Origin of the sequence: Pseudomonas sp. LBUM920 (assembly GCF_003852315.1) — a bacterium.
Taxonomy (GTDB): Bacteria; Pseudomonadota; Gammaproteobacteria; order Pseudomonadales; family Pseudomonadaceae; genus Aquipseudomonas.
This window is the reverse complement of the sequence record NZ_CP027762.1, coordinates 4127767-4146465: the sequence shown is the minus strand read 5'-3', so window position 1 is coordinate 4146465 and position 18699 is coordinate 4127767. Positions and strand designations below refer to the sequence as shown.

General features: G+C 61.3%; 17 protein-coding genes. 6 read left to right on the top strand and 11 right to left on the bottom strand.

Annotated features, from left to right (window positions below):
* The first annotated feature begins 2 nt into the window (after positions 1 to 2).
* On the top strand, positions 3 to 992 hold the full coding sequence (locus C4J83_RS19150; RefSeq protein WP_372239280.1) for a Csu type fimbrial protein: 990 nt from the start codon (positions 3 to 5) through the stop codon (positions 990 to 992).
* On the opposite strand, the gene C4J83_RS19145 is transcribed toward C4J83_RS19150, so the two are convergent.
* Together C4J83_RS19145 and C4J83_RS19140 are read right to left on the bottom strand one after the other, a co-directional pair.
* The gene (locus C4J83_RS19145; RefSeq protein ID WP_119739808.1) at positions 989 to 1726 is read right to left on the bottom strand and encodes an anti-sigma factor family protein; all 738 of its coding nucleotides are present in this window, start codon (positions 1724 to 1726) and stop codon (positions 989 to 991) included. The genes C4J83_RS19150 and C4J83_RS19145 overlap by 4 nt on opposite strands.
* Positions 1723 to 2229 (bottom strand): sigma-70 family RNA polymerase sigma factor, encoded by a 507-nt coding sequence (locus C4J83_RS19140; RefSeq protein WP_106578821.1) that lies wholly within the window; start codon positions 2227 to 2229, stop codon positions 1723 to 1725. The genes C4J83_RS19145 and C4J83_RS19140 overlap by 4 nt, the downstream gene beginning before the upstream one ends.
* A gap of 168 nt (positions 2230 to 2397) precedes the next feature.
* Here C4J83_RS19140 and C4J83_RS19135 point away from each other — a divergent pair, with 168 nt between their 5' ends.
* Complete coding sequence (locus C4J83_RS19135) at positions 2398 to 3480, top strand: catalase family peroxidase (RefSeq protein WP_106578820.1); 1083 nt, start codon at positions 2398 to 2400, stop codon at positions 3478 to 3480.
* A complete protein-coding gene (locus C4J83_RS19130; protein WP_106578819.1) occupies positions 3477 to 4016 on the top strand; it encodes a cytochrome b in 540 nt (179 codons plus the stop codon). The genes C4J83_RS19135 and C4J83_RS19130 overlap by 4 nt, the downstream gene beginning before the upstream one ends.
* Positions 4017 to 4034: 18 nt before the next feature.
* Here C4J83_RS19130 and C4J83_RS19125 read toward each other — a convergent pair whose 3' ends face one another.
* Positions 4035 to 5186, bottom strand: a complete 1152-nt coding sequence (locus C4J83_RS19125; protein WP_106578818.1) for a M14 family metallopeptidase — start codon at positions 5184 to 5186, stop codon at positions 4035 to 4037.
* Between the two features lie 465 nt (positions 5187 to 5651).
* A complete protein-coding gene (locus C4J83_RS19120; RefSeq protein WP_124417922.1) occupies positions 5652 to 6002 on the bottom strand; it encodes a DUF6124 family protein in 351 nt (116 codons plus the stop codon).
* Between the two features lie 130 nt (positions 6003 to 6132).
* Between C4J83_RS19120 and C4J83_RS19115 the strand changes: the two genes are divergently transcribed.
* Complete coding sequence (locus C4J83_RS19115) at positions 6133 to 6768, top strand: LexA family protein (RefSeq protein WP_124417921.1); 636 nt, start codon at positions 6133 to 6135, stop codon at positions 6766 to 6768.
* Here the strand turns inward: C4J83_RS19115 and C4J83_RS19110 are convergent.
* Genes C4J83_RS19110 through C4J83_RS19095 form a run of 4 tightly spaced genes read right to left on the bottom strand, consistent with a single transcriptional unit; the run spans position 6765 to position 12290 of the window.
* On the bottom strand, positions 6765 to 8690 hold the full coding sequence (locus tag C4J83_RS19110; RefSeq protein WP_124417920.1) for an acetyl/propionyl/methylcrotonyl-CoA carboxylase subunit alpha: 1926 nt from the start codon (positions 8688 to 8690) through the stop codon (positions 6765 to 6767). The genes C4J83_RS19115 and C4J83_RS19110 overlap by 4 nt on opposite strands.
* Positions 8687 to 9493 carry a gamma-carboxygeranoyl-CoA hydratase gene (locus tag C4J83_RS19105; RefSeq protein ID WP_124417919.1) on the bottom strand — a complete coding sequence of 269 codons (807 nt, stop codon included), beginning with the start codon at positions 9491 to 9493 and terminating at the stop codon, positions 8687 to 8689. Before C4J83_RS19105 ends, C4J83_RS19110 begins: the two co-directional genes overlap by 4 nt.
* Before the next feature lie 15 nt (positions 9494 to 9508).
* Entirely contained in the window at positions 9509 to 11116 is a 1608-nt protein-coding gene (locus C4J83_RS19100) for a carboxyl transferase domain-containing protein (protein WP_106578813.1), read from the bottom strand.
* Positions 11117 to 11126: 10 nt separating this feature from the next.
* Positions 11127 to 12290, bottom strand: a complete 1164-nt coding sequence (locus C4J83_RS19095; protein WP_106578812.1) for an isovaleryl-CoA dehydrogenase — start codon at positions 12288 to 12290, stop codon at positions 11127 to 11129.
* 163 nt (positions 12291 to 12453) lie between these two features.
* Here C4J83_RS19095 and C4J83_RS19090 point away from each other — a divergent pair, with 163 nt between their 5' ends.
* Entirely contained in the window at positions 12454 to 14091 is a 1638-nt protein-coding gene (locus C4J83_RS19090) for an AMP-binding protein (protein WP_124417918.1), read from the top strand.
* A gap of 673 nt (positions 14092 to 14764) precedes the next feature.
* Here C4J83_RS19090 and C4J83_RS19085 read toward each other — a convergent pair.
* From C4J83_RS19085 to C4J83_RS19075, 3 genes are all read right to left on the bottom strand, one after another.
* On the bottom strand, positions 14765 to 15664 hold the full coding sequence (locus C4J83_RS19085; RefSeq protein WP_124417917.1) for a hydroxymethylglutaryl-CoA lyase: 900 nt from the start codon (positions 15662 to 15664) through the stop codon (positions 14765 to 14767).
* A 16-nt stretch (positions 15665 to 15680) separates the two neighbouring features.
* On the bottom strand, positions 15681 to 16073 hold the full coding sequence (locus tag C4J83_RS19080) for a MerR family transcriptional regulator (protein WP_106578810.1): 393 nt from the start codon (positions 16071 to 16073) through the stop codon (positions 15681 to 15683).
* 279 nt (positions 16074 to 16352) lie between these two features.
* Positions 16353 to 17288: a LysR family transcriptional regulator gene (locus tag C4J83_RS19075; protein WP_017136514.1), complete on the bottom strand. Its 936-nt coding sequence runs from the start codon at positions 17286 to 17288 to the stop codon at positions 16353 to 16355.
* Between the two features lie 166 nt (positions 17289 to 17454).
* Between C4J83_RS19075 and C4J83_RS19070 the strand changes: the two genes are divergently transcribed.
* Positions 17455 to 18684 carry an acyl-CoA dehydrogenase gene (locus tag C4J83_RS19070; RefSeq protein WP_124417916.1) on the top strand — a complete coding sequence of 410 codons (1230 nt, stop codon included), beginning with the start codon at positions 17455 to 17457 and terminating at the stop codon, positions 18682 to 18684.
* Positions 18685 to 18699 lie beyond the last annotated feature (15 nt).

The following is an 18699-nucleotide window of genomic DNA, read 5'->3' as shown; positions in this document are numbered from 1 at the left end:
GTGTGCAGGTCAAGGATTGGCTGTTGCGGTTATTGCTGTTGGCGAGCCTGGGCGTGTCGGTGCAGGTGCAGGCGGTGTGCACGGTGGGCGCCACTGTGCCGGCCAGTTTCGGCACCACGGTGAGTTCTATGACCGTGCGCACCACCTCCCAGCCGAGCTCGACCACCAACGCTGGGTTGAGCTGCACGCCGGCGCTGCTGTCAGTCTTGACCTCCAATGACCATTTCTATGCGACCGTCACCGGCTCCTCGCAAGGCGGCCTGGTCGGGCCGACCGGGGATGTCATCAGCTATACGATCTACGCCAACAACACCACCGCATTCCCAATAACGCGCGGCACCGCGTTCGATTTTGGCGGCAGTGGTGGCATTGCCGCCTCCCTTGGCCTGGTGTTCGGGCCGGGTACCAAAATTGTGCCGCTGTATTTCGCCACCACCGTCGGCAGTAACGTGGCGGCAGGTGTGTACACCGAAAGCCTGAGTATCTTCTGGAACTGGAATTACTGTTCGGGCATTGGCATTGGTGGGATTTGCGCGGGCCGCGAGATCAACAACGGCACGACCACGCTGAATGTGAGCATGACCGTGGTCAATGACTGCCAGATCACTACGCCCGCCATCGCCTTTGGCAGCGCGCCGGTGGTCAGTGCATTTGCCACCGTCAACGGGCAGGCCAGCGTTGCCTGCACCAAGGGCAGCGCCTACACCGTGGGCCTCAGTGACGGGCAGAACCCGGTGAGTGTGGGTGGCCGCCGGCAGATGGTGTCCGCCGGTAACTTCCTTGCTTACGACATCTTCAAGAGTGCCAGCACGACCCGCTGGGGCAGCGTGGGCACGGCGCGTCGGGCCAGTTCAACGGCCGAGGTCAACCCTGGCAACGGCCTGGGCACCGGCAGCCAGGTGTTCAACTACAACGCCAAGGTCTACACCGACCAGACCACGCCGCCGGGCGGCACCTATCTGGACAACGTGGTGCTGGACGTGGGCTTTTAGAACTTCATCATCTGCGTGGTCGGCTGATCCACCGGGCTGACCATTGCGTAGTTGTAGCCGCTGCCGGACCAGTACTCGGCCTGCAAACCATCGGCGCTGCGGCTGCCGCGGGGCAGAAAGCCGTTTTCCGGGCCAGGCGGGCGGATGTAGAAGCTGATGCGCCGGCCCTGCGGGTCTTCGTACAGCACCATCGCGGCAGCGCCCTGCTCAGTGGTGAGCAAGCGCCCGCTGACCGGCTTGAAACCTGCCTGGCTCAAGTCCGGCAGGCGGTGCGCCTGGTTGAAGTAGCGATCCAGCCAGGCCTGCATCGAGCCGCCGTCCTGGGCGTTGTAGTCGGCGGGCATGATGCCGTCCTGAGCAAACAGGCGGAACGCTTGCATGGCGTCGGCCATCGGCAACAGGGCAGGCTGGGTCGCTTCGCGGGCGTGCCAGCCGCCAAAACCGCCCAGGCTGACGGCGATCAACAACACGGCAGCCGTGGCGAAGTGGCGACGCGATTGGTGTTTGATGCGTTGGCGAATCAGCGCCGGGTCCAGCGCGGGGTTGGTCGGTTGTTGCAAGGCCCCGCTCAATGACGCGCGCAGTGCTTGCGCATCCTGTTGCCAGGCATGCACCTGGGCAGCGACGTCGGGGTGGGTCGCCAAGTAGGTTTCAAGCACGCGGCGATCGCTCTCCAGCAGTTGGTGATCGACGTAGGCGTGCAAATCGCGTTCGCTGGGGGGCAGGCTGATCATTTGAGTATCCGCAGGGAAGGGCTGGCAATTTCGCCATCACTGAGTTGGCGCAGGGCCTGGCGCGCCCGGGACAAGCGCGACATGACGGTGCCGACGGGCACCTCGAGGATGACGGCAACCTCCTTGTAGCTTAAGCCTTCGACCGACACCCAGAGCAACAGGGCGCGCTGTTCGGTGTTGAGTTGGTCAAAAGCCTGCAAGGCCGATTGGGCCATCACCGTGCGCTCCACCGAAGGTTGCGCGTCGTCACGGCCGGTGAAGAAGTCGAGCATGCGCGCGTAACGCCGGCTGCGGCGGTGGGCGTCGAGGAATTGCCGGTAAAGAATCGAGAACAGCCACGCGCGCAAGTCGCCTTCGATGCGTTTGTCGGCCCATCGGGTGATTGCGCGTTCCAGGGTCGACTGCACCAGGTCGTCGGCGCTGCTGGTGTTACGGGTCAGGGACACGGCAAAGCGCCGCATCCTGGGGATCAGTTCACGTAACTGTTCGTCGAGTTCATGCATGGGAATCTGGCTGGTCGCTACGCTGGGACTAGAGAGACGTCTGACGTTGAAGGTTATTCCCAAGCCTGAAAAATAAACACAGGGCGTGGGAATAGAGCGGATCGGCGTTCGTCTTAATGCTCCGACCTTATGTTTCACCGCTTAGGCCTCTGGCCCTGGAGTCACTTCATGGTAGATCACTCATCACCGCCCCGTCCTCCGTTGAGTACCGCGAGCCTGATCGCACGGCTCGCCGGTATCGGTGCCGTGGTTGCCGTTGTTGCCGGGGCGTTTGCCTACGTCAACGGCACCCTCGACCCACAGCGCCTGCGCCCCAAAACCCTGGTTAATGCCCTGGAAACTAATAACGGCCTGCACCCTGGTTTTCGCCGCAACCATGCCAAGGGCGTGTGTGTGGCGGGTTACTTCGAGAGCAGCCCCGAGGCGCGGGCGTATTCCAGTGCCCAGGTGTTCAGCGAAGCGAGAACGCCGGTGATCGGCCGATTTGCCTTGCCCAGTGGCAACCCTTACGCGCCGGACAGCAGTGTGCCGATCCGCAGTTTTGCCTTGCAATTGAGCCAAGCCAACGGCCAGCAATGGCGCACCGGGATGAACAGCATGCCGGTGTTTCCGGTGGGCACGCCTGAAGCCTTTTACCAGATGCTCAAGGCGGGCGCGCCAGACCCGGCCACCGGCAAGCCGAACCCGGCGGGCATGCCGGCGTTTTTTGCCGCGCACCCGGAGACTGCGCCGTTCCTGGCGTGGGTCAAGACGGCCAAGCCGTCGGCCAGCTATGCGACAGAGACCTACAACGGCATCAATGCGTTTTATCTGGTCAGCGCTGACGGCAAACGCCAGGCAGTGCGTTGGGGCGTTGTGCCGCAGAGCCAGGATGCAGCGGGCGATACCGCACCGTCGGGCAGTGACTTTCTTGAAAAAGACCTGGTGCAGCGCCTGGCGTCCGGCCCGCTGCGTTGGCAGCTGAACATGACCCTGGCCAACCCTGGTGACCCGCTGGACGATGCGAGCAAAACCTGGACCGGCGAACACAAGGTGCTCAACGCCGGCACGCTGGTACTGCAGAGCAGCCAGCCGCAAGCGGACGGCGATTGCCGCGATATCAACTTTGATCCGCTGATTTTGCCCAGTGGTATCCAGGCCTCCGACGACCCGCTGCTGGCGGCGCGTTCGGCAGCCTACGCCAGCTCGTACGTGCGTCGCGCCGGTGAAGTCAGCCCGCTGCACAGCGCCCCTCAGGAGTCGAAGCCATGAATGTTCAACCACGCTATTTCGCGCCGCTGGCGCGCGTGCTGCATTGGCTGATGGCGCTGATGGTCATCGCTATGTTGTTTATCGGTGCGGGCATGGCGGCGTCGGTGTCGGAGCGCCATGAGTGGCTGATCCACCTGCATAAGCCATTGGGGATTGCGATTCTGGCACTGGTGATCGTGCGGCTGGTGGTGCGTTTTTCCACTCGGCAACCGCCGCTGCCTGATGATTTGCCGCTGTGGCAAAGGTTGGCCGCCAAGGCCTCTCATGTGCTGTTGTACGCGTTGATGCTGGTGTTGCCGCTGCTGGGCTGGGCGATGATTTCGGCGGCCGGTGACCCGGTAATGCTCAGCAGTTCAGTGCAGTTGCCGGCGTTGGTGGGGGCGAATGCGCCGTTGTTTGCGGTGTTGCGCAAGGCCCATGGGTATCTGGCGTATCTGCTGTTTCTGACGGTGCTGTTGCACCTGGCGGCGGCGCTGTTTCACGGGTTGATTCGCCGTGACGGCGTGCTGCAAAGCATGACCGGCACCAAGGACTGATGCCGGGGGCGGGACGGTTTAGCGCAGTGCCGTGACGATATCGGCAACCGTGCTCAAGACGTCCTTGCCCAGCTGTTTGGAGCGCTCACCTGACCAACCGGTTTTCGGGTTGGGCGCATCGTCGTTGTCCTTGAAGGGCATCTCCAGGGTCAGCGACAGACAGTCGAATTTCTCTCCGACGGCATTGCAGGCCAGCGTCATGTTGGCCTCGCCCGGCAGGTCGCGGGTGTAACCGTGGGTGGTTTGGAAGTCGCGAGTCAGCGCGCTCAAGTGGCTGCGGAAGTGTTTTTCCAGCGCTTCGAGGCGAGGCGTGTAGCCCGGGTTGCCTTCGCAGCCGGCGGTGAACACGTAGGGGATTTCTTCGTCGCCGTGAATATCGAGAAACAGATCGACGCCGTATTTTTCCATCTGCTGCTGGGCGAACAGCACTTCAGGGCTGATTTCCTGACTGGCGCTCTGCCAGGCACGGTTGAGGTCCTGGCCCATGGCATTGGTGCGCAAGTGGCCGTGGAAGGCGCCGTCGGGGTTCATGTTGGGGATCAGGTACAGGTCAGCGACGGACAGCAGTTTTTTCAGCTCGGCGTCACCGTCCTGTTGCAGGCGTTCAATGACGCCTTCCATGAACCATTCGGCCATGTGCTCGCCGGGGTGCTGCTGGGCGATGATCCAGACCTTGCGCTGGCCCTCGCCACCCTTGCCGCGGCGCAGCAGTTGGATATCTCGGCCTTCAGCACTTTTACCGGTGGCGAGTAACTGGGTGCCCGCGCGGGTCATGGCCTGCTCGATCAAGGCGTCGTGACGCTCGCGGCTGTAGGGTTCGAAGTAGGCGATCCAGGCTTGTTTTTCGCGGGTTTCCAGGCTGATGTGCAATGTTTCGCCATCGAAGCGCGTGGGGACGCGAAACCAGTTGATATGGTCGTAGGACGCCACGGCGTTATAGCCGCTCCAGGCATTTTTGTAAGAAGACTGACTCGCGTTACTCAGGCGGAAGGTGTGGGTGTGGCCCACGTGCATGCCTTCGGCCTTGAAGTGGAACCACTGGAAGTGTGCGCTGCGGGTGTCGGGTTTGATCGCCAGCAATAACTGATAGGCATCACTCGCATCCAGAACCTGGATGTTGCCACTGTCGAAGTCGGTGCTGATCTTGATGGAGGTCAAGGCCACGGTCATAGTCTGATTGCCTGAATATGAGTGTTGTGGCGGATATCTTACACAGGAGTCAGGCAAAATCTTGATGCAATATTTTTGCACGGAGGAGGGGGCGTCATCCTTGACGCAGCAGCAGCTTAGAATCTATGAGATTGATTCTCAAGCGCTATTTCGGAAAGATCGGGGCTAGAGCGCTCGTTCGGCTTTCTTTTGACGATGGTCTTTTGCTACCATGCGCGCCATCAAGCAACACACAGTCTTCATTAGCCTGAAGCCATGCCAGGGAAACTGGCAAAAAAAAGACCCGGCCAAAGAGCCGGGTCAAAAACCGTGATTAGCCTGATGAGGAGATATTCCAAGAGTCCGACCTAAGGTCCCTTGGTCTATCGACTGATCTCGCGATCAGCTGAGCCCAATAATAATCATTATCATTTGCAAGTCAAATGTTTTTATCCGCGGGATAGAAATATTTTTTCGTTGTGTCTGTTATACGCTTGCCTGAGCCACCGGCGACTGCAGCTTCCGCTCCACCATCACCTTCGCCATATCAATCAAATACACCACTGAAAACGCCAGGTCCCGCTGGTTGCCCTGACGGCTGCTCGCCAGTTCATAGGCCGCCGCTGCCGCGCTGCGTAACAGCTCCGAAGCATGCACCAGCGCGTCCTCGTGGCTGACGTTGGGCTTGATGTCGAAGAAACACTCATCCGGGAGCGGTGCCGACACATCGTCTTTCAAGTAATGATCCAATGCGCGCTGAGCCGCGCCGCTGGTGCGCAGCCCCGACAGTTGTTCGGTTTCAGCGGTGCCGGGCAGTTGATACGGGCGGGTCGTCATGAGGGTAGCTACTCTGAGTGAATGTCGAAAACCTGCGCCCGATACTAATACGAATCGTATTTATGTCATTTGATGGATTACTACAAACTGTTTATTGTCGTGGCCTTTGCACAACGTATTGTCACCGCCCATGGATAACTGGATAGCGTTGGTCAAAGCCAACATGAAAGACCGCAAGGTCACGCAGGATGAACTGGCTGAACGCCTGGGCATGTCCCAGGGTGGCGTGGGCCATTGGCTCAACAAGCGTCGCGTGCCAAGCCTGGCGGACATGAACCGGGTACTTGCCGAGTTAGGGTTGGAGTATCTGGAGGTTGCGCTCGAAATTCGGCCGAAAGCCGATCAGGCGCCGACCCTGGAAAAACACTACAACCCGTATTTTCGCTACCCGGTCAGCGACTGGAAGGGCGTCTGCGAAATACGCGAGGAGCGCCCGGCCTACGGCGCCGCGCGTTTTGAGCTGACCGATTACCACGCCCGGGGCGAAGTCTACTGGCTGCCTGTGACGGGAGATGCGATGACTGCCCCCAGTGGTTTGAGTATTGGCGCAGGCATGTTGATTCTGGTGGACCCGGCCATTGATGCCGAACCCGGCAAACTGGTGGTCGCCCAATGGGCTGACAGCCCCCAGGCGACCTTTCGCCAGTTAATGGAAGAAAGCGGCCAGCGCTACCTGGTGCCGCTCAATCCCACTTATCCCAAGCAGCTGTTTACCGATGACTGCCGAATCCTCGGCGTTGTCGTGCAAGCCACGGCGAAGTTTTAGTCCGCTGTTTCCAGCGCCACCAGGGCACTGCCTTCGGCAACCATCTCACCTTCCTGGCAAAACAGCGCCTTGACCACGCCGGCGTGCGGCGCGCGAATGCTGTGCTCCATCTTCATCGCTTCCAGTACCACCAATTGTGTACCGGCTTCGACGGCCTGGCCGACTTCCACCAACACCCGCACGATGCTGCCGTTCATCGGCGCCGTGAGCCCACCCTGATGAGATTGGTTGGCCTCGACCGCTGCAATCGGGTCGAACAGGCTCACTGCATGCATCTCGCCGTCCCAGCGCAGGTACACGCAACCTTCGCCGCGCACCGTCAGATGGGCACGGCGTACGCCGTTGTGCTCAAGCCACAACTGCTCGCCACAAAGCTGCGCAGCGCCTCCACCCAATGTCACCCGTCGATCCTGCGCGCCGCTGCTCAAATGCAGCGAGACCTCGGCAGGCAGCCCCGCGCGAAAACCCCGCGTGTCCGCCCACGGCCCATCACCTGGCGGCAGACTCTGCATAAGCGCTGAGCCTGCGGCCTGCCAGAATTCGTCGCTGAATTCGCCCGGCACTGGCAACAACTCAGCCTGGTAGCGCGGAATAAACCCGGTATCCAATTCAGCCGCCGCAAACGCCGGATGGCCGATGATGCGCCGCAAAAAGCCCAGGTTGGTCTTGAGCCCACCCACCGCGAACTCATCAAGCATGCTCAACAAACGCAGGCGCGCCTGTTCACGGTCTTCGCCCCAGGCAATCAGTTTGCCCAGCATCGGGTCGTAGAACGGCGAAACGCTGTCGCCTTGTTCTACCCCGCTGTCCACGCGACGGCCCGGGCCGGGTGCGCTTTCGCGGTACAGCGCGAGGTGCCCGGTGGCCGGTAGAAAATCATTGGCCGGGTCTTCGGCATACAAGCGCACTTCAATCGCGTGCCCGATCAAGGGCACCTGGTCCTGGGTGATCGGCAGCGGCTCGCCCTGGGCGACACGGATCTGCCAGGCCACCAAATCGAGGCCGGTAATCGCCTCGGTCACCGGATGTTCCACCTGCAGCCGCGTGTTCATTTCCATGAAGAAAAACTCGCCACGCGCGTCGAGCAAAAACTCCACCGTGCCCGCGCCCACATAACCGATGGCCTGGGCCGCGCGCACGGCGGCTTCGCCCATGGCTTTGCGCTGCGCAACGCTCAGGCCCGGCGCCGGCGCTTCTTCCACGACCTTTTGATGGCGACGCTGAATCGAGCAGTCGCGCTCATTGAGGAACAAACAGTGACCATGCTGGTCGGCAAAGACCTGGATTTCCACATGACGCGGCTTGATCAGGTATTTCTCCACCAGCATCTGCCCGTTGCCAAACGACGACAGTGCCTCACGCTGTGCGGAAGCCAGGGCCTCGGCCAGTTGGCTGACGTCCTCGACCACCTTCATGCCCTTGCCGCCGCCCCCCGCAGTGGCCTTGAGCAGCACCGGATAGCCGATGCGCTCGCAGGCCGCGCGGAAGGTGTCCAGGTCCTGAGCTTCACCGTGGTAACCCGGCACCAGCGGCACGCCGGCTTTTTCCATCAGCGCCTTGGCGGCCGATTTGCTGCCCATTGCATCGATGGCCGAGGCGGGCGGGCCGAGGAAGATCAACCCGGCCGCTTCAATCGCGCGAGCAAAACCGGCGTTTTCCGATAGAAACCCATACCCGGGATGGATCGCCTGGGCGCCGCTGGCTTGGGCGGCGGCAATCAGCTTGTCGATTTGCAGGTAACTGTCGGTGGCCTTGCTGCCACCCAGGTCGACACGGATGTCTGCCTCGCGGCTGTGGCGCGCATCACGGTCGATGGCGCTGTGTACCGCCACGGTGGTCAGGCCCATGGCCTTGGCGGTGCGCATCACTCGGCAGGCAATTTCGCCGCGGTTGGCCACCAGCACAGTTGTCAGTGGGCTCATGAACGCGGCTCCTGTGCTTGCCAGCTGGGCGGGCGTTTTTGCAGGAAGGCGCGCAAGCCTTCCTGGCCCTCGGCGCTGACGCGAATCCGCGCGATGGCGTTTTCGCAATAGCGGCGCAACGCCGGGGTGACGGCGCCGTTGCCCACTTCGCGCAACAAGTCCTTGCTGGCGCGCATCGCCGCAGGGCTGTTGAGCAGCAGGTTGGCGATCCAGTGTTCGACGTGCTGATCCAGCTCACCGGCGGGGTAACTTTCTGCCAACAGGCCAATGTCGCGTGCTCGCTGGCCGCCAAAACGCTCAGCGGTCAGGGCATAACGCCGCGCCGCACGTTCGCCGATAGCCTGCACCACGAACGGGCTGATCACCGCCGGAGCCAGGCCGATGCGCGCCTCCGACAGGCAGAACTGCGCGTCATCGGCGCCGATCGCCATGTCGCAGCAACTGATCAAGCCCAGCGCGCCGCCATAGGCCGCGCCCTGCACAACGGCCAGGGTCGGGATTTTCAGCTTGGCCAGGTTGTACATCAACTCCGCCAGCTCGCGGGCGTCGTCCAGGTTGGTGTGGTAGTCCAACTCGGCCGATTGCTGCATCCACGCCAGGTCGGCACCGGCACTGAAGTGCTTGCCGCGCCCGCGCAGCACCACGAAGCGCAGCGACGAATCGCCCTGCACCTGGTCGAGCGCGATGATCAGTTCGCGGATCATTTCGGCGTTGAACGCGTTGTTCTTGGCTTCGCGGCTGAGCCACAGCGTGGCAAAACCACGGCGGTCGGTGATCAGTTCGAGGGTGTTGAAATCGCTCATGGGGTACAGCTCCATTTACATGCGGAACACGCCGAAGCGGCTCGGCTCGATGGGGGCGTTCAGCGAAGCGGACAAGGCCAGGGCCAGCACGTCGCGGGTCTGCAGCGGGTCGATGACGCCGTCATCCCACAAGCGCGCGCTGGAGTAATAGGGATGGCCCTGGGTTTCATACTGGTCGAGGATCGGCTGCTTGATCGCAGCTTCCTCTTCGGCGCTGAAGTCTGCGCCGGCGCGTTCGGCTTGTTCACGCTTGACCTGCACCAGCACGCCGGCCGCCTGTTCGGCACCCATCACGCCGATGCGTGCATTGGGCCACATCCACAAAAAGCGCGGGTCGTAAGCCCGGCCGCACATACCGTAGTTACCGGCACCAAAGCTGCCGCCGATGATCACCGTGAATTTGGGCACCTTGGCACAGGCCACCGCGGTGACCAGCTTGGCGCCGTGCTTGGCGATGCCGCCGGCTTCGTATTTCTGGCCGACCATGAAGCCGGTAATGTTCTGCAAAAACAGCAGCGGAATCCCGCGCTGGCACGCCAGTTCGATAAAGTGCGCGCCTTTTTGCGCGGCTTCGGCGAACAGAATCCCGTTATTGGCCAAAATCGCAATCGGGTAGCCATGCAGGTGGGCAAAGCCACACACCAGCGTGGTGCCAAACAGTGCCTTGAATTCATCGAACACCGAGCCGTCGACCAGCCGCGCAATCACTTCGCGCACATCAAACGGCTGCTTGGCATCGGCCGGGATCACGCCGTAAAGCTCTTCGCTGCTGTACAGCGGCGCCACCGGCGGGCGTTGCAGCAACTGGCCCTGTTTACGCCAGTTGAGGTTGGCCACACTGCGCCGGGCCAGGGCCAGCGCGTGTTCATCGCTGTCGGCATAGTGGTCGGCCACACCGGAGATCTTGCAGTGCACGTCGGCGCCACCCAGGTCTTCAGCGCTGACCACTTCGCCGGTCGCCGCTTTCACCAGCGGCGGGCCGGCGAGGAAGATGGTCGCCTGCTGACGCACCATGATGGCTTCGTCGGCCATGGCCGGCACGTAGGCACCGCCCGCGGTGCACGAGCCCATCACCACCGCAATCTGCGGGATGCCCTGGGCGCTCATGTTTGCCTGGTTGAAGAAGATCCGCCCGAAGTGCTCGCGATCCGGGAAGACCTCATCCTGACGCGGCAGGTTGGCGCCACCGGAGTCCACCAGGTAAATGCACGGCAGGCGGTTCTGCTCGGCGATGGTCTGCGCGCGCAGGTGTTTTTTTACCGTGAGCGGGTAGTAGGAGCCGCCTTTTACCGTGGCGTCGTTGGCGACGATCATGCATTCGACGCCTTCTACACGGCCGATCCCGGCAATCACCCCGGCCGCTGGCACGTCTTCGCCGTACACCTGATGGGCCGCCAGTTGGCTCAGTTCAAGGAATGGCGAGCCCGGGTCGAGCAAACGATTGATCCGCTCACGGGGCAGCAGTTTGCCGCGCGACGTGTGCCGCTCCTGAGCCTTGGCGCCACCGCCTTGCTGCACGTGGGCGAGCAGGCTGTGCAGGGCGTCGACCTGTAGGCGCATGGCTGCGCTGTTGTCGGCAAATTCTGCCGAACGCGGGTTGAGTTGGGTGTGCAAGGTGGCCATGGGCGCTCCTTCAGCGGGTTTCGTTGAAGAGTTCGCGGCCGATCAGCATCCGGCGAATCTCACTGGTGCCGGCGCCGATTTCGTACAGCTTGGCGTCACGCAGCAGGCGCCCGGCGGGGAATTCGTTGATGTAACCGTTACCGCCCAGAATCTGAATGGCGTCCAAGGCCATTTGTGTGGCGCGCTCGGAGCTGAACAGGATGACCCCGGCGGCATCCTTGCGCGTGGTCTCACCGCGCTCGCACGCCTGCGCCACCGCGTAGAGGTAGGCGCGCCCGGCATTGAGCTGGGTGTACATGTCGGCGACCTTGCCTTGGATCAGCTGGAATTCGCCGATGCTCTGGCCGAACTGCTTACGGTCGTGGATGTACGGCACGATCAGGTCCATGCACGCCTGCATGATGCCGATCGGGCCGCCCGCCAGCACCACGCGTTCGTAGTCCAGGCCGCTCATCAGCACTTTCACGCCGCCATTGAGTGCACCGAGGATGTTTTCTTCGGGCACTTGCACGTCATCGAAAAACAGCTCGCAGGTGTTGGAGCCGCGCATGCCGAGCTTGTCGAACTTGTTGCTGCGGCTGAAGCCTTTCCAGTCGCGCTCGACGATAAATGCAGTGATGCCGTGAGGGCCTTTTTCCACGTCGGTCTTGGCGTAGATCACGAAGGTGTTGGCGTCGGGGCCGTTGGTGATCCAGGTCTTGCTGCCGTTGAGCACATAGTGGTCGCCGCGTTTTTCGGCGCGCAGTTTCATCGAGACCACGTCGGAGCCGGCGTTCGGCTCGCTCATGGCGAGGGCGCCGATATGTTCGCCGCTGATCAGCTTCGGCAGGTATTTGAGCTTCTGTTCGTGGCTGCCGTTACGGTTGATCTGGTTGACGCACAGGTTCGAGTGAGCGCCGTAGGACAGCCCGACTGACGCCGAGCCTCGGCTGATTTCTTCAATGGCTACCACGTGGGCCAGGTAGCCCAGGCCGGCGCCGCCGTACTCTTCCGGCACCGTAATGCCGAGCAGGCCCATGTCACCGAACTTGCGCCACATATCGGCGGGGAACAGGTTGTCACTGTCGATTTGAGCCGCGCGGGGCGCGATTTCCTTGGCCACGAAGGACTGCACCTGGTCGCGCAGCATGTCGATGGTTTCGCCGAGGGCGAAGTTCAGGGACGGGTAACTCATGGACAGGCACCTTAATGTGAGCTTTGTTGTTGTGTGGTTAAGCGCCGGGGAGGGCGCTCACCTTTACGTTAACGTAAGCTTGCGTTGCGAGGCTGTCAATCGTAGTTTACGTTTACGTCAAGCAGCCGCCGTCCACCTTACAAAAAAGACAAAAGGGGTCGTTATGGATCAACCGAATCAGAGCTACAGCCGTGGCGCTCAGGACAAGGCGTTGCTGGCCATGACCATAGGCCAGGCCTTCGATAACACGGTCTCGCGCTACCCCGAGGGTGAAGCGTTGGTGGTGCGCCATCAGCAACGCCGCTACACCTGGCGGCAACTGGCCGAGGCGGTTGATTTGCACGCCCGTGCGTTCCTGGCCCTGGGCATGCAAGCCGGCGACCGCCTGGGCATCTGGGCGCCCAATTGTGCAGAGTGGTGCATCACCCAGATTGCCAGCGCCAAGCTTGGCGTGATCCTGGTCAACATCAACCCGGCCTACCGCAGCAGTGAGCTGGAGTACGTGCTCAACCAGTCCGGTTGCCAATGGCTGGTGTGCGCCGGGTCATTCAAAGGCTCCGATTACCACGCCATGTTGCAGGCACTGAGCCCCAACCTGGGCGCCATGATCAGCCTCGATCCCAACCCACCCCAGGGTTTTTTGCCCTGGTCGCAGCTGGCGGCCCTGGGCGCTGGCGTCCCGCCCGAACAGCTGCACAGCCGCCAGGCCAGCCTGCATTTCGACCAGGCCGTGAACATTCAGTACACGTCCGGCACCACCGGGTTTCCCAAGGGCGCCACCCTCAGCCATCACAACATTCTCAACAACGGTTACATGGTTGGCGAAAGCCTGGGCCTCACGGCGCACGACCGGCTGGTGATCCCGGTGCCGTTGTATCACTGCTTTGGCATGGTCATGGGCAACCTTGGCTGCATCACCCACGGCACCACGATGATTTACCCGAATGACGGCTTTGATCCGCTGCTGACCCTCAGTGCCGTCGCCGAAGAGCACGCCACCGGCCTCTACGGCGTGCCGACCATGTTCATCGCCATCCTCGATCACCCTCGCCGCGGCGAATTCGAGCTGACAAGCTTGCGCACCGGGATCATGGCCGGGGCCACATGCCCTATCGAGGTGATGCGCCGCGTCATCAGCGAACTGCACATGGGTGAAGTGCAGATTGCCTATGGCATGACTGAAACCAGCCCGGTGTCACTGCAAACCGGTGCCAATGATGACCTCGAGCGCCGCGTCACGACTGTGGGCCGCACCCAGCCGCAGCTGGAAAACAAGATCATCGACACCGCTGGCAATACCGTCGCGCGCGGTGAAATCGGCGAGCTGTGCACGCGCGGCTACAGCGTCATGCTCGGCTACTGGAACAACCCCGATGGCACCCGTGACGCCATCGATGACGCGGGCTGGATGCACACCGGCGACCTGGCGACCATGGATGAACACGGTTACGTGTGTATCGCCGGGCGCAACAAGGACATGATCATTCGCGGTGGCGAAAACGTGTACCCGCGCGAGCTCGAAGAGTTTTTCTTCACCCACCCGGCGGTGGCAGATGTGCAAGTCATTGGCATCCCGGATGAGCGTTACGGTGAAGAGATCGTCGCCTGGGTCAAGTTCCATCCGGGCCATCTGGCCAACGAGCTGGAGCTGCAAACCTGGTGCAAGGGGCGCATCGCGCACTTCAAGACGCCCAAGCATTTCAAATTCGTGGAAGAGTTTCCGATGACGGTGACGGGCAAGATCCAGAAATTTCGCATGCGCGAAATCTCGATCGCGGAGCTGAAAAGCCAGTCCAACTGACAACCCTAACCCATCTGGCAGCGGGCTGGCTCGCGACTGCGCAGGGTCAGCCAGCCCATCTGACACTGACACACCGCCTTCGCGAGCAAGCCCGCTCCCACCTTTTGATCGGTGCCCGACACGCATTTGTCGAATCCCGGAAAGCACAAAGGGGACCCGAAGGTCCCCTTTAATTTGTCGTTGCGTGCTCTTTTTTATTATTGAGGGGCGGCCTGTTGTTGTTTTTAGCAGCCGTTACCCTTTACCGCTGTTTTGGGCGACCCCCATCCGGGGTCAAGAGCAAACGTATTTTTTTGAGCGCTGATCTGCTTCTTCGTTACCGATCCAACCAGTGGCAGCTACCTGAGGTAGTTTTATTTTTCTCTAACCGGTTGCGGGTTTCGGCATGCCGTACCCTGCGAAGCACATCTTCTCCAAAAAAATCTGTTAGCTGCGTCTCTGCCGTGTTGTTTTTGTTATGTCAGAGTCGTTTCGTCTTATTTTTATTAGGTTTGGCGCTTTTTATTCTTGTTATGCAATAGAGATAGCAGAAGCCGTGCCAACTTTTTAAATTCCTTTTAAATCAATGGCTTGAATTTTTAGTAGGGAAATACCTACGGCGAATGCGACAAAATATGTTCCCGTGTTACTCGATATGTAGCCGTGCGGTAACACATTGTCACAGCCGCTCTACTCAACTGGCGTTACGCGCCTTGGCAACCCGCGACCCGGTAGCCCGGCCAAGCACGCTGCTGATTTGCTGGCCCGCGAGAATCAGTGCCTGCAGGTCGATGCCGGTGTCGATACCCAGGCCGTTGAGCAGGTACACCACGTCTTCCGTCGCCACGTTACCGCTGGCGCCCTTGGCGTAAGGGCAGCCGCCGAGGCCCGCGATGGAGCTGTCGAACACCGTGATCCCTTCCAGCACACTGGCGTAGATATTCGCAATCGCCTGCCCGTAGGTGTCATGGAAGTGCCCGGCCAATTTGTCCCGTGGCACCTGCGCGCCGACCACCTCAAACAACCGCCGCGTAGCGCCCGCCGTGCCGGTGCCGATGGTGTCGCCCAGGGAAACTTCATAACAGCCCATGGCATACAACTCGCGTGCGACCGCCGCGACCTGTTCCGGCGCGATGTCACCTTCGTAAGGGCAACCCAACACACACGACACATACCCGCGCACGCTGACGCCGTGCTGCCTGGCCGCCGCCATGATGGGCGCAAAGCGCTCCAGGCTTTCGCCGATGGAGCAGTTGATGTTGCGCTGGGAAAACGCCTCGGACGCGGCCGCAAACACGGCGACTTCCTTTACGCCAGCGGCCACGGCGTCTTCAAAACCTCGCAGGTTCGGTGCGAGTGCGCCGTAGGTCACACCGGGTTTGCGCTGTATTTGCGCAAACACTTGCGCCGACCCGGCCATCTGCGGCACCCACTTGGGCGAGACAAAGCTGCCCACTTCGATATAGCTCAAGCCTGCGTCGGTCAGGGCATCCACCAGTTGGACCTTGTCGGCCACGCTGATGGGCTGGGCTTCGTTCTGCAGGCCGTCGCGCGGGCCGACTTCCACCAGGCGTACGTGTGAGGGGAGGGGCATGATGGCTACCTTATCGTTATTGGCCAACCTGGCTCATGGTCTGCGCCAGGGCCTGGGTGCAGCGCTCTTCGGCGGTGTCCAGTTCCAGCTTCATCTGTTCGATATCCAGCAGTTGTTGCTCAAGCTGCTCACGGCGTTCGGCGATTTTGGCGAGCATGCTGTTGAGCTGGATGTGGTTGCCGCTGCTGGGGTCGTAGAGTTCGATCAGCTCGCGGCACTCGGCCAGGGAGAAACCGATGCGCTTGCCACGCAGGATCAGTTTGAGGCTGACCTTGTCGCGCGCCGAGTAGATGCGCTCCTGGCCCCGGCGTTCCGGGGCCAGCAGGCCTTGTTCTTCATAGAAGCGAATGGCGCGGGTGGTGATGTCGAGCTCGCGCGCGAGGTCGGAGATGCTGTAAGTCGTGCTCATGGGGGCGCTCAAGAAGGTCTTGGCGCTAAGCTAATGTCAGGTTGACGTAAACGTCAAGCTGCCTTTCCAACCTTATGGGCGGGCGTGTTGTGGCGAGCAGGCTTGCCCTGCGTTGGGGGGGGACGCGCCCGCAATAAATATTGATTCAATTTTTCAGCAAAAACGCGGCACTTGGGGTTGGGGCTGCTACGCAGCCCAACGCTGGGCAAGCCTGCTCGCCACACAGAGCCTGTTTGCCACAGAGGGCCTGCTGGCCACAAAAGGTCTGCTTGCCACGGGTCAGGCTTGCTTACCGTCGAGCTTCTTCTCATGCGCCGTCACCTGTTGGCACAACTCGATCATTTGCTCGCGCATCCAGCGGTTGGCCGGGTCCTGGTCGGTGCTTTCGTGCCAGTACAGGTGGGTTTCCACCGGCGGCACGTCATTAACCGGCAGGTTGAACCAATGCAACTCATGACGGCGGGCGAAGCGCTCGGGCACGGTCATCACCATGTCGGTCTGCTGCAACACTTGCGAGGCCATCAGGTAATGCTGGGAGCGCAGGGCGATCTTGCGCTGGATACCCATCTTGCCCAGCGCCAGGTCCACATGGCCCAGGCCGTTGCGGCGGCTGGAAATATGGATATGCGTCAGCGACAGGTAGTCATCCAGCGTGAATTTGTCCTTGCCCGCCATCGGGTGGCCCTTGCGCATGGCGCACACGTAGCGGTCTTCCATCAGCTTGACGTGGCGCACTTGCGGGTCGGTGTTAAGCGGCGCATCCACGGCAAAATCCAGGCGCCCGGCCGCGAGCTCCTTGGTAGTTTCGCGGCGTTTGGACAGGAAACTCTCGATCACCACCGTCGGCGCCAGGCGGCGCAGGCGCTGGAACAACAGCGGCAGAATCACCGCTTCGGTGAGATCGGTCATGCTGATGCGGTAGGTCTTGGCGGCTTGCTGCGGGTTGAAAATCCGGCTTTCCTGCACCGACACCCGCAGCAACGACAACGCATTGCGCACCGGGCCGATGATGTTCTGCGCCATCGGCGTGGGCACCATGCCTTGGGCCGTGCGCACGAACAGCGGGTCATTGAAGGTTTCGCGCAAGCGCGCCAGCGCGTTGGACACCGCCGGCTGGGTAATGCCGACGATCTGCCCGGCACGGGTCAGGTTGGCTTCGGTGTAGATCGCGTCGAAGACAATAAAGAGGTTGAGGTCGACCTTGCTCAGATTCATTTCGTTGCGCTCTTATTGTTAGGTGGCGATTTGTCAGGTGTTCAGGCGTCGATCATATATCGGTGATGAATGTTAATACACGCCGAGAATAGGCTAGGTAAATTATCAGCGCTGTTCTAGCATCGATTGCATGACCTAAACAACCTCTCAGAGAAGGGAGCTGCTCATGGATTTCGCCTATTCGCCCAAGGTTCAGGAACTGCGTGAACGCGTCACCGCATTCATGGACGCTTACGTTTACCCGGCCGAGCCGGTGTTCGAACGCCAGGTCAGCGAAGGTGATCGCTGGCAGCCCACCGCCATCATGGAAACGCTGAAAGCCAAGGCGAAGGCCGAAGGCCTGTGGAACCTGTTCCTGCCCGAATCCGAACTGGGCGCCGGCCTGACCAATCTCGAATACGCACCACTGGCCGAGATCATGGGCCGCTCGCTGCTGGGCCCGGAGCCGTTCAACTGCTCCGCCCCCGACACCGGCAACATGGAAGTGCTGGTGCGCTACGCCAACGAAGAGCAAAAACAACGCTGGCTCGAGCCGTTGCTGCGCGGCGAGATTCGCTCGGCCTTTGCCATGACCGAGCCGGACGTGGCGTCCTCGGACGCCACCAACATGGCTGCCCGCGCCGAGCGCCAGGGCGACGAGTGGGTGATCAACGGCAAAAAATGGTGGACTTCCGGCGCCTGCGATCCGCGCTGCAAGATTTTGATCTTCATGGGCCAGAGCAACCCGGATGCGCCACGTCATCAGCAGCACTCGATGATCCTGGTGCCAGTGGATGCCCCCGGCGTCAAAATCGTGCGCCCATTGCCGGTCTTCGGTTACGACGACGCCCCGCACGGCCACGCCGAAGTGCTGTTCGACAACGTGCGCGTGCCGTACGAAAACGTACTGCTCGGCGAAGGTCGCGGCTTCGAAATTGCCCAGGGTCGTCTTGGCCCAGGCCGTATCCACCACTGCATGCGCTCCATCGGCATGGCCGAGCGCGCGTTGGAACTGATGTGCAAACGCTCCGTCAGCCGCACCGCGTTCGGTAAACCGTTGGCCCGCCTGGGCGGCAATATCGACAAGATCGCCGACTCACGGATGGAAATCGACATGGCCCGTCTGCTGACGTTAAAAGCGGCGTACATGATGGACACCGTGGGCAACAAAGTTGCGAAAAGCGAAATCGCGCAGATCAAGGTGGTGGCGCCGAATGTGGCGTTGAAGGTCATCGACCGCGCCATCCAGATTCACGGTGGCGCCGGCGTTTCCAACGACTTCCCGCTGGCCTACATGTACGCCATGCAACGCACCTTGCGCCTGGCCGACGGCCCGGATGAAGTGCACCGTGCGGCAATCGGCAAGTTCGAGATCGGCAAGTACGTGCCCAAAGAGCTGATGCGCAGCGGGCAGTAAGTGTGGCGAGCGGGC

Excerpts from the sequence above, each read along its gene's own strand:
- C4J83_RS19115 (WP_124417921.1), top strand. The coding sequence starts at position 6,133 with ATGGATAACTGGATAGCGTTGGTCAAAGCCAACATGAAAGACCGCAAG.
- C4J83_RS19145 (WP_119739808.1), bottom strand. The coding sequence starts at position 1,726 with ATGATCAGCCTGCCCCCCAGCGAACGCGATTTGCACGCCTACGTCGAT.
- C4J83_RS19100 (WP_106578813.1), bottom strand. The coding sequence starts at position 11,116 with ATGGCCACCTTGCACACCCAACTCAACCCGCGTTCGGCAGAATTTGCC.
- C4J83_RS19130 (WP_106578819.1), top strand. The coding sequence starts at position 3,477 with ATGAATGTTCAACCACGCTATTTCGCGCCGCTGGCGCGCGTGCTGCAT.
- C4J83_RS19105 (WP_124417919.1), bottom strand. The coding sequence starts at position 9,493 with ATGAGCGATTTCAACACCCTCGAACTGATCACCGACCGCCGTGGTTTT.
- C4J83_RS19070 (WP_124417916.1), top strand. The coding sequence starts at position 17,455 with ATGGATTTCGCCTATTCGCCCAAGGTTCAGGAACTGCGTGAACGCGTC.
- C4J83_RS19080 (WP_106578810.1), bottom strand. The coding sequence starts at position 16,073 with ATGAGCACGACTTACAGCATCTCCGACCTCGCGCGCGAGCTCGACATC.
- C4J83_RS19125 (WP_106578818.1), bottom strand. The coding sequence starts at position 5,186 with ATGACCGTGGCCTTGACCTCCATCAAGATCAGCACCGACTTCGACAGT.
- C4J83_RS19085 (WP_124417917.1), bottom strand. The coding sequence starts at position 15,664 with ATGCCCCTCCCCTCACACGTACGCCTGGTGGAAGTCGGCCCGCGCGAC.
- C4J83_RS19110 (WP_124417920.1), bottom strand. The coding sequence starts at position 8,690 with ATGAGCCCACTGACAACTGTGCTGGTGGCCAACCGCGGCGAAATTGCC.
- C4J83_RS19140 (WP_106578821.1), bottom strand. The coding sequence starts at position 2,229 with ATGCATGAACTCGACGAACAGTTACGTGAACTGATCCCCAGGATGCGG.
- C4J83_RS19120 (WP_124417922.1), bottom strand. The coding sequence starts at position 6,002 with ATGACGACCCGCCCGTATCAACTGCCCGGCACCGCTGAAACCGAACAA.
- C4J83_RS19135 (WP_106578820.1), top strand. The coding sequence starts at position 2,398 with ATGGTAGATCACTCATCACCGCCCCGTCCTCCGTTGAGTACCGCGAGC.
- C4J83_RS19095 (WP_106578812.1), bottom strand. The coding sequence starts at position 12,290 with ATGAGTTACCCGTCCCTGAACTTCGCCCTCGGCGAAACCATCGACATG.
- C4J83_RS19090 (WP_124417918.1), top strand. The coding sequence starts at position 12,454 with ATGGATCAACCGAATCAGAGCTACAGCCGTGGCGCTCAGGACAAGGCG.
- C4J83_RS19075 (WP_017136514.1), bottom strand. The coding sequence starts at position 17,288 with ATGAATCTGAGCAAGGTCGACCTCAACCTCTTTATTGTCTTCGACGCG.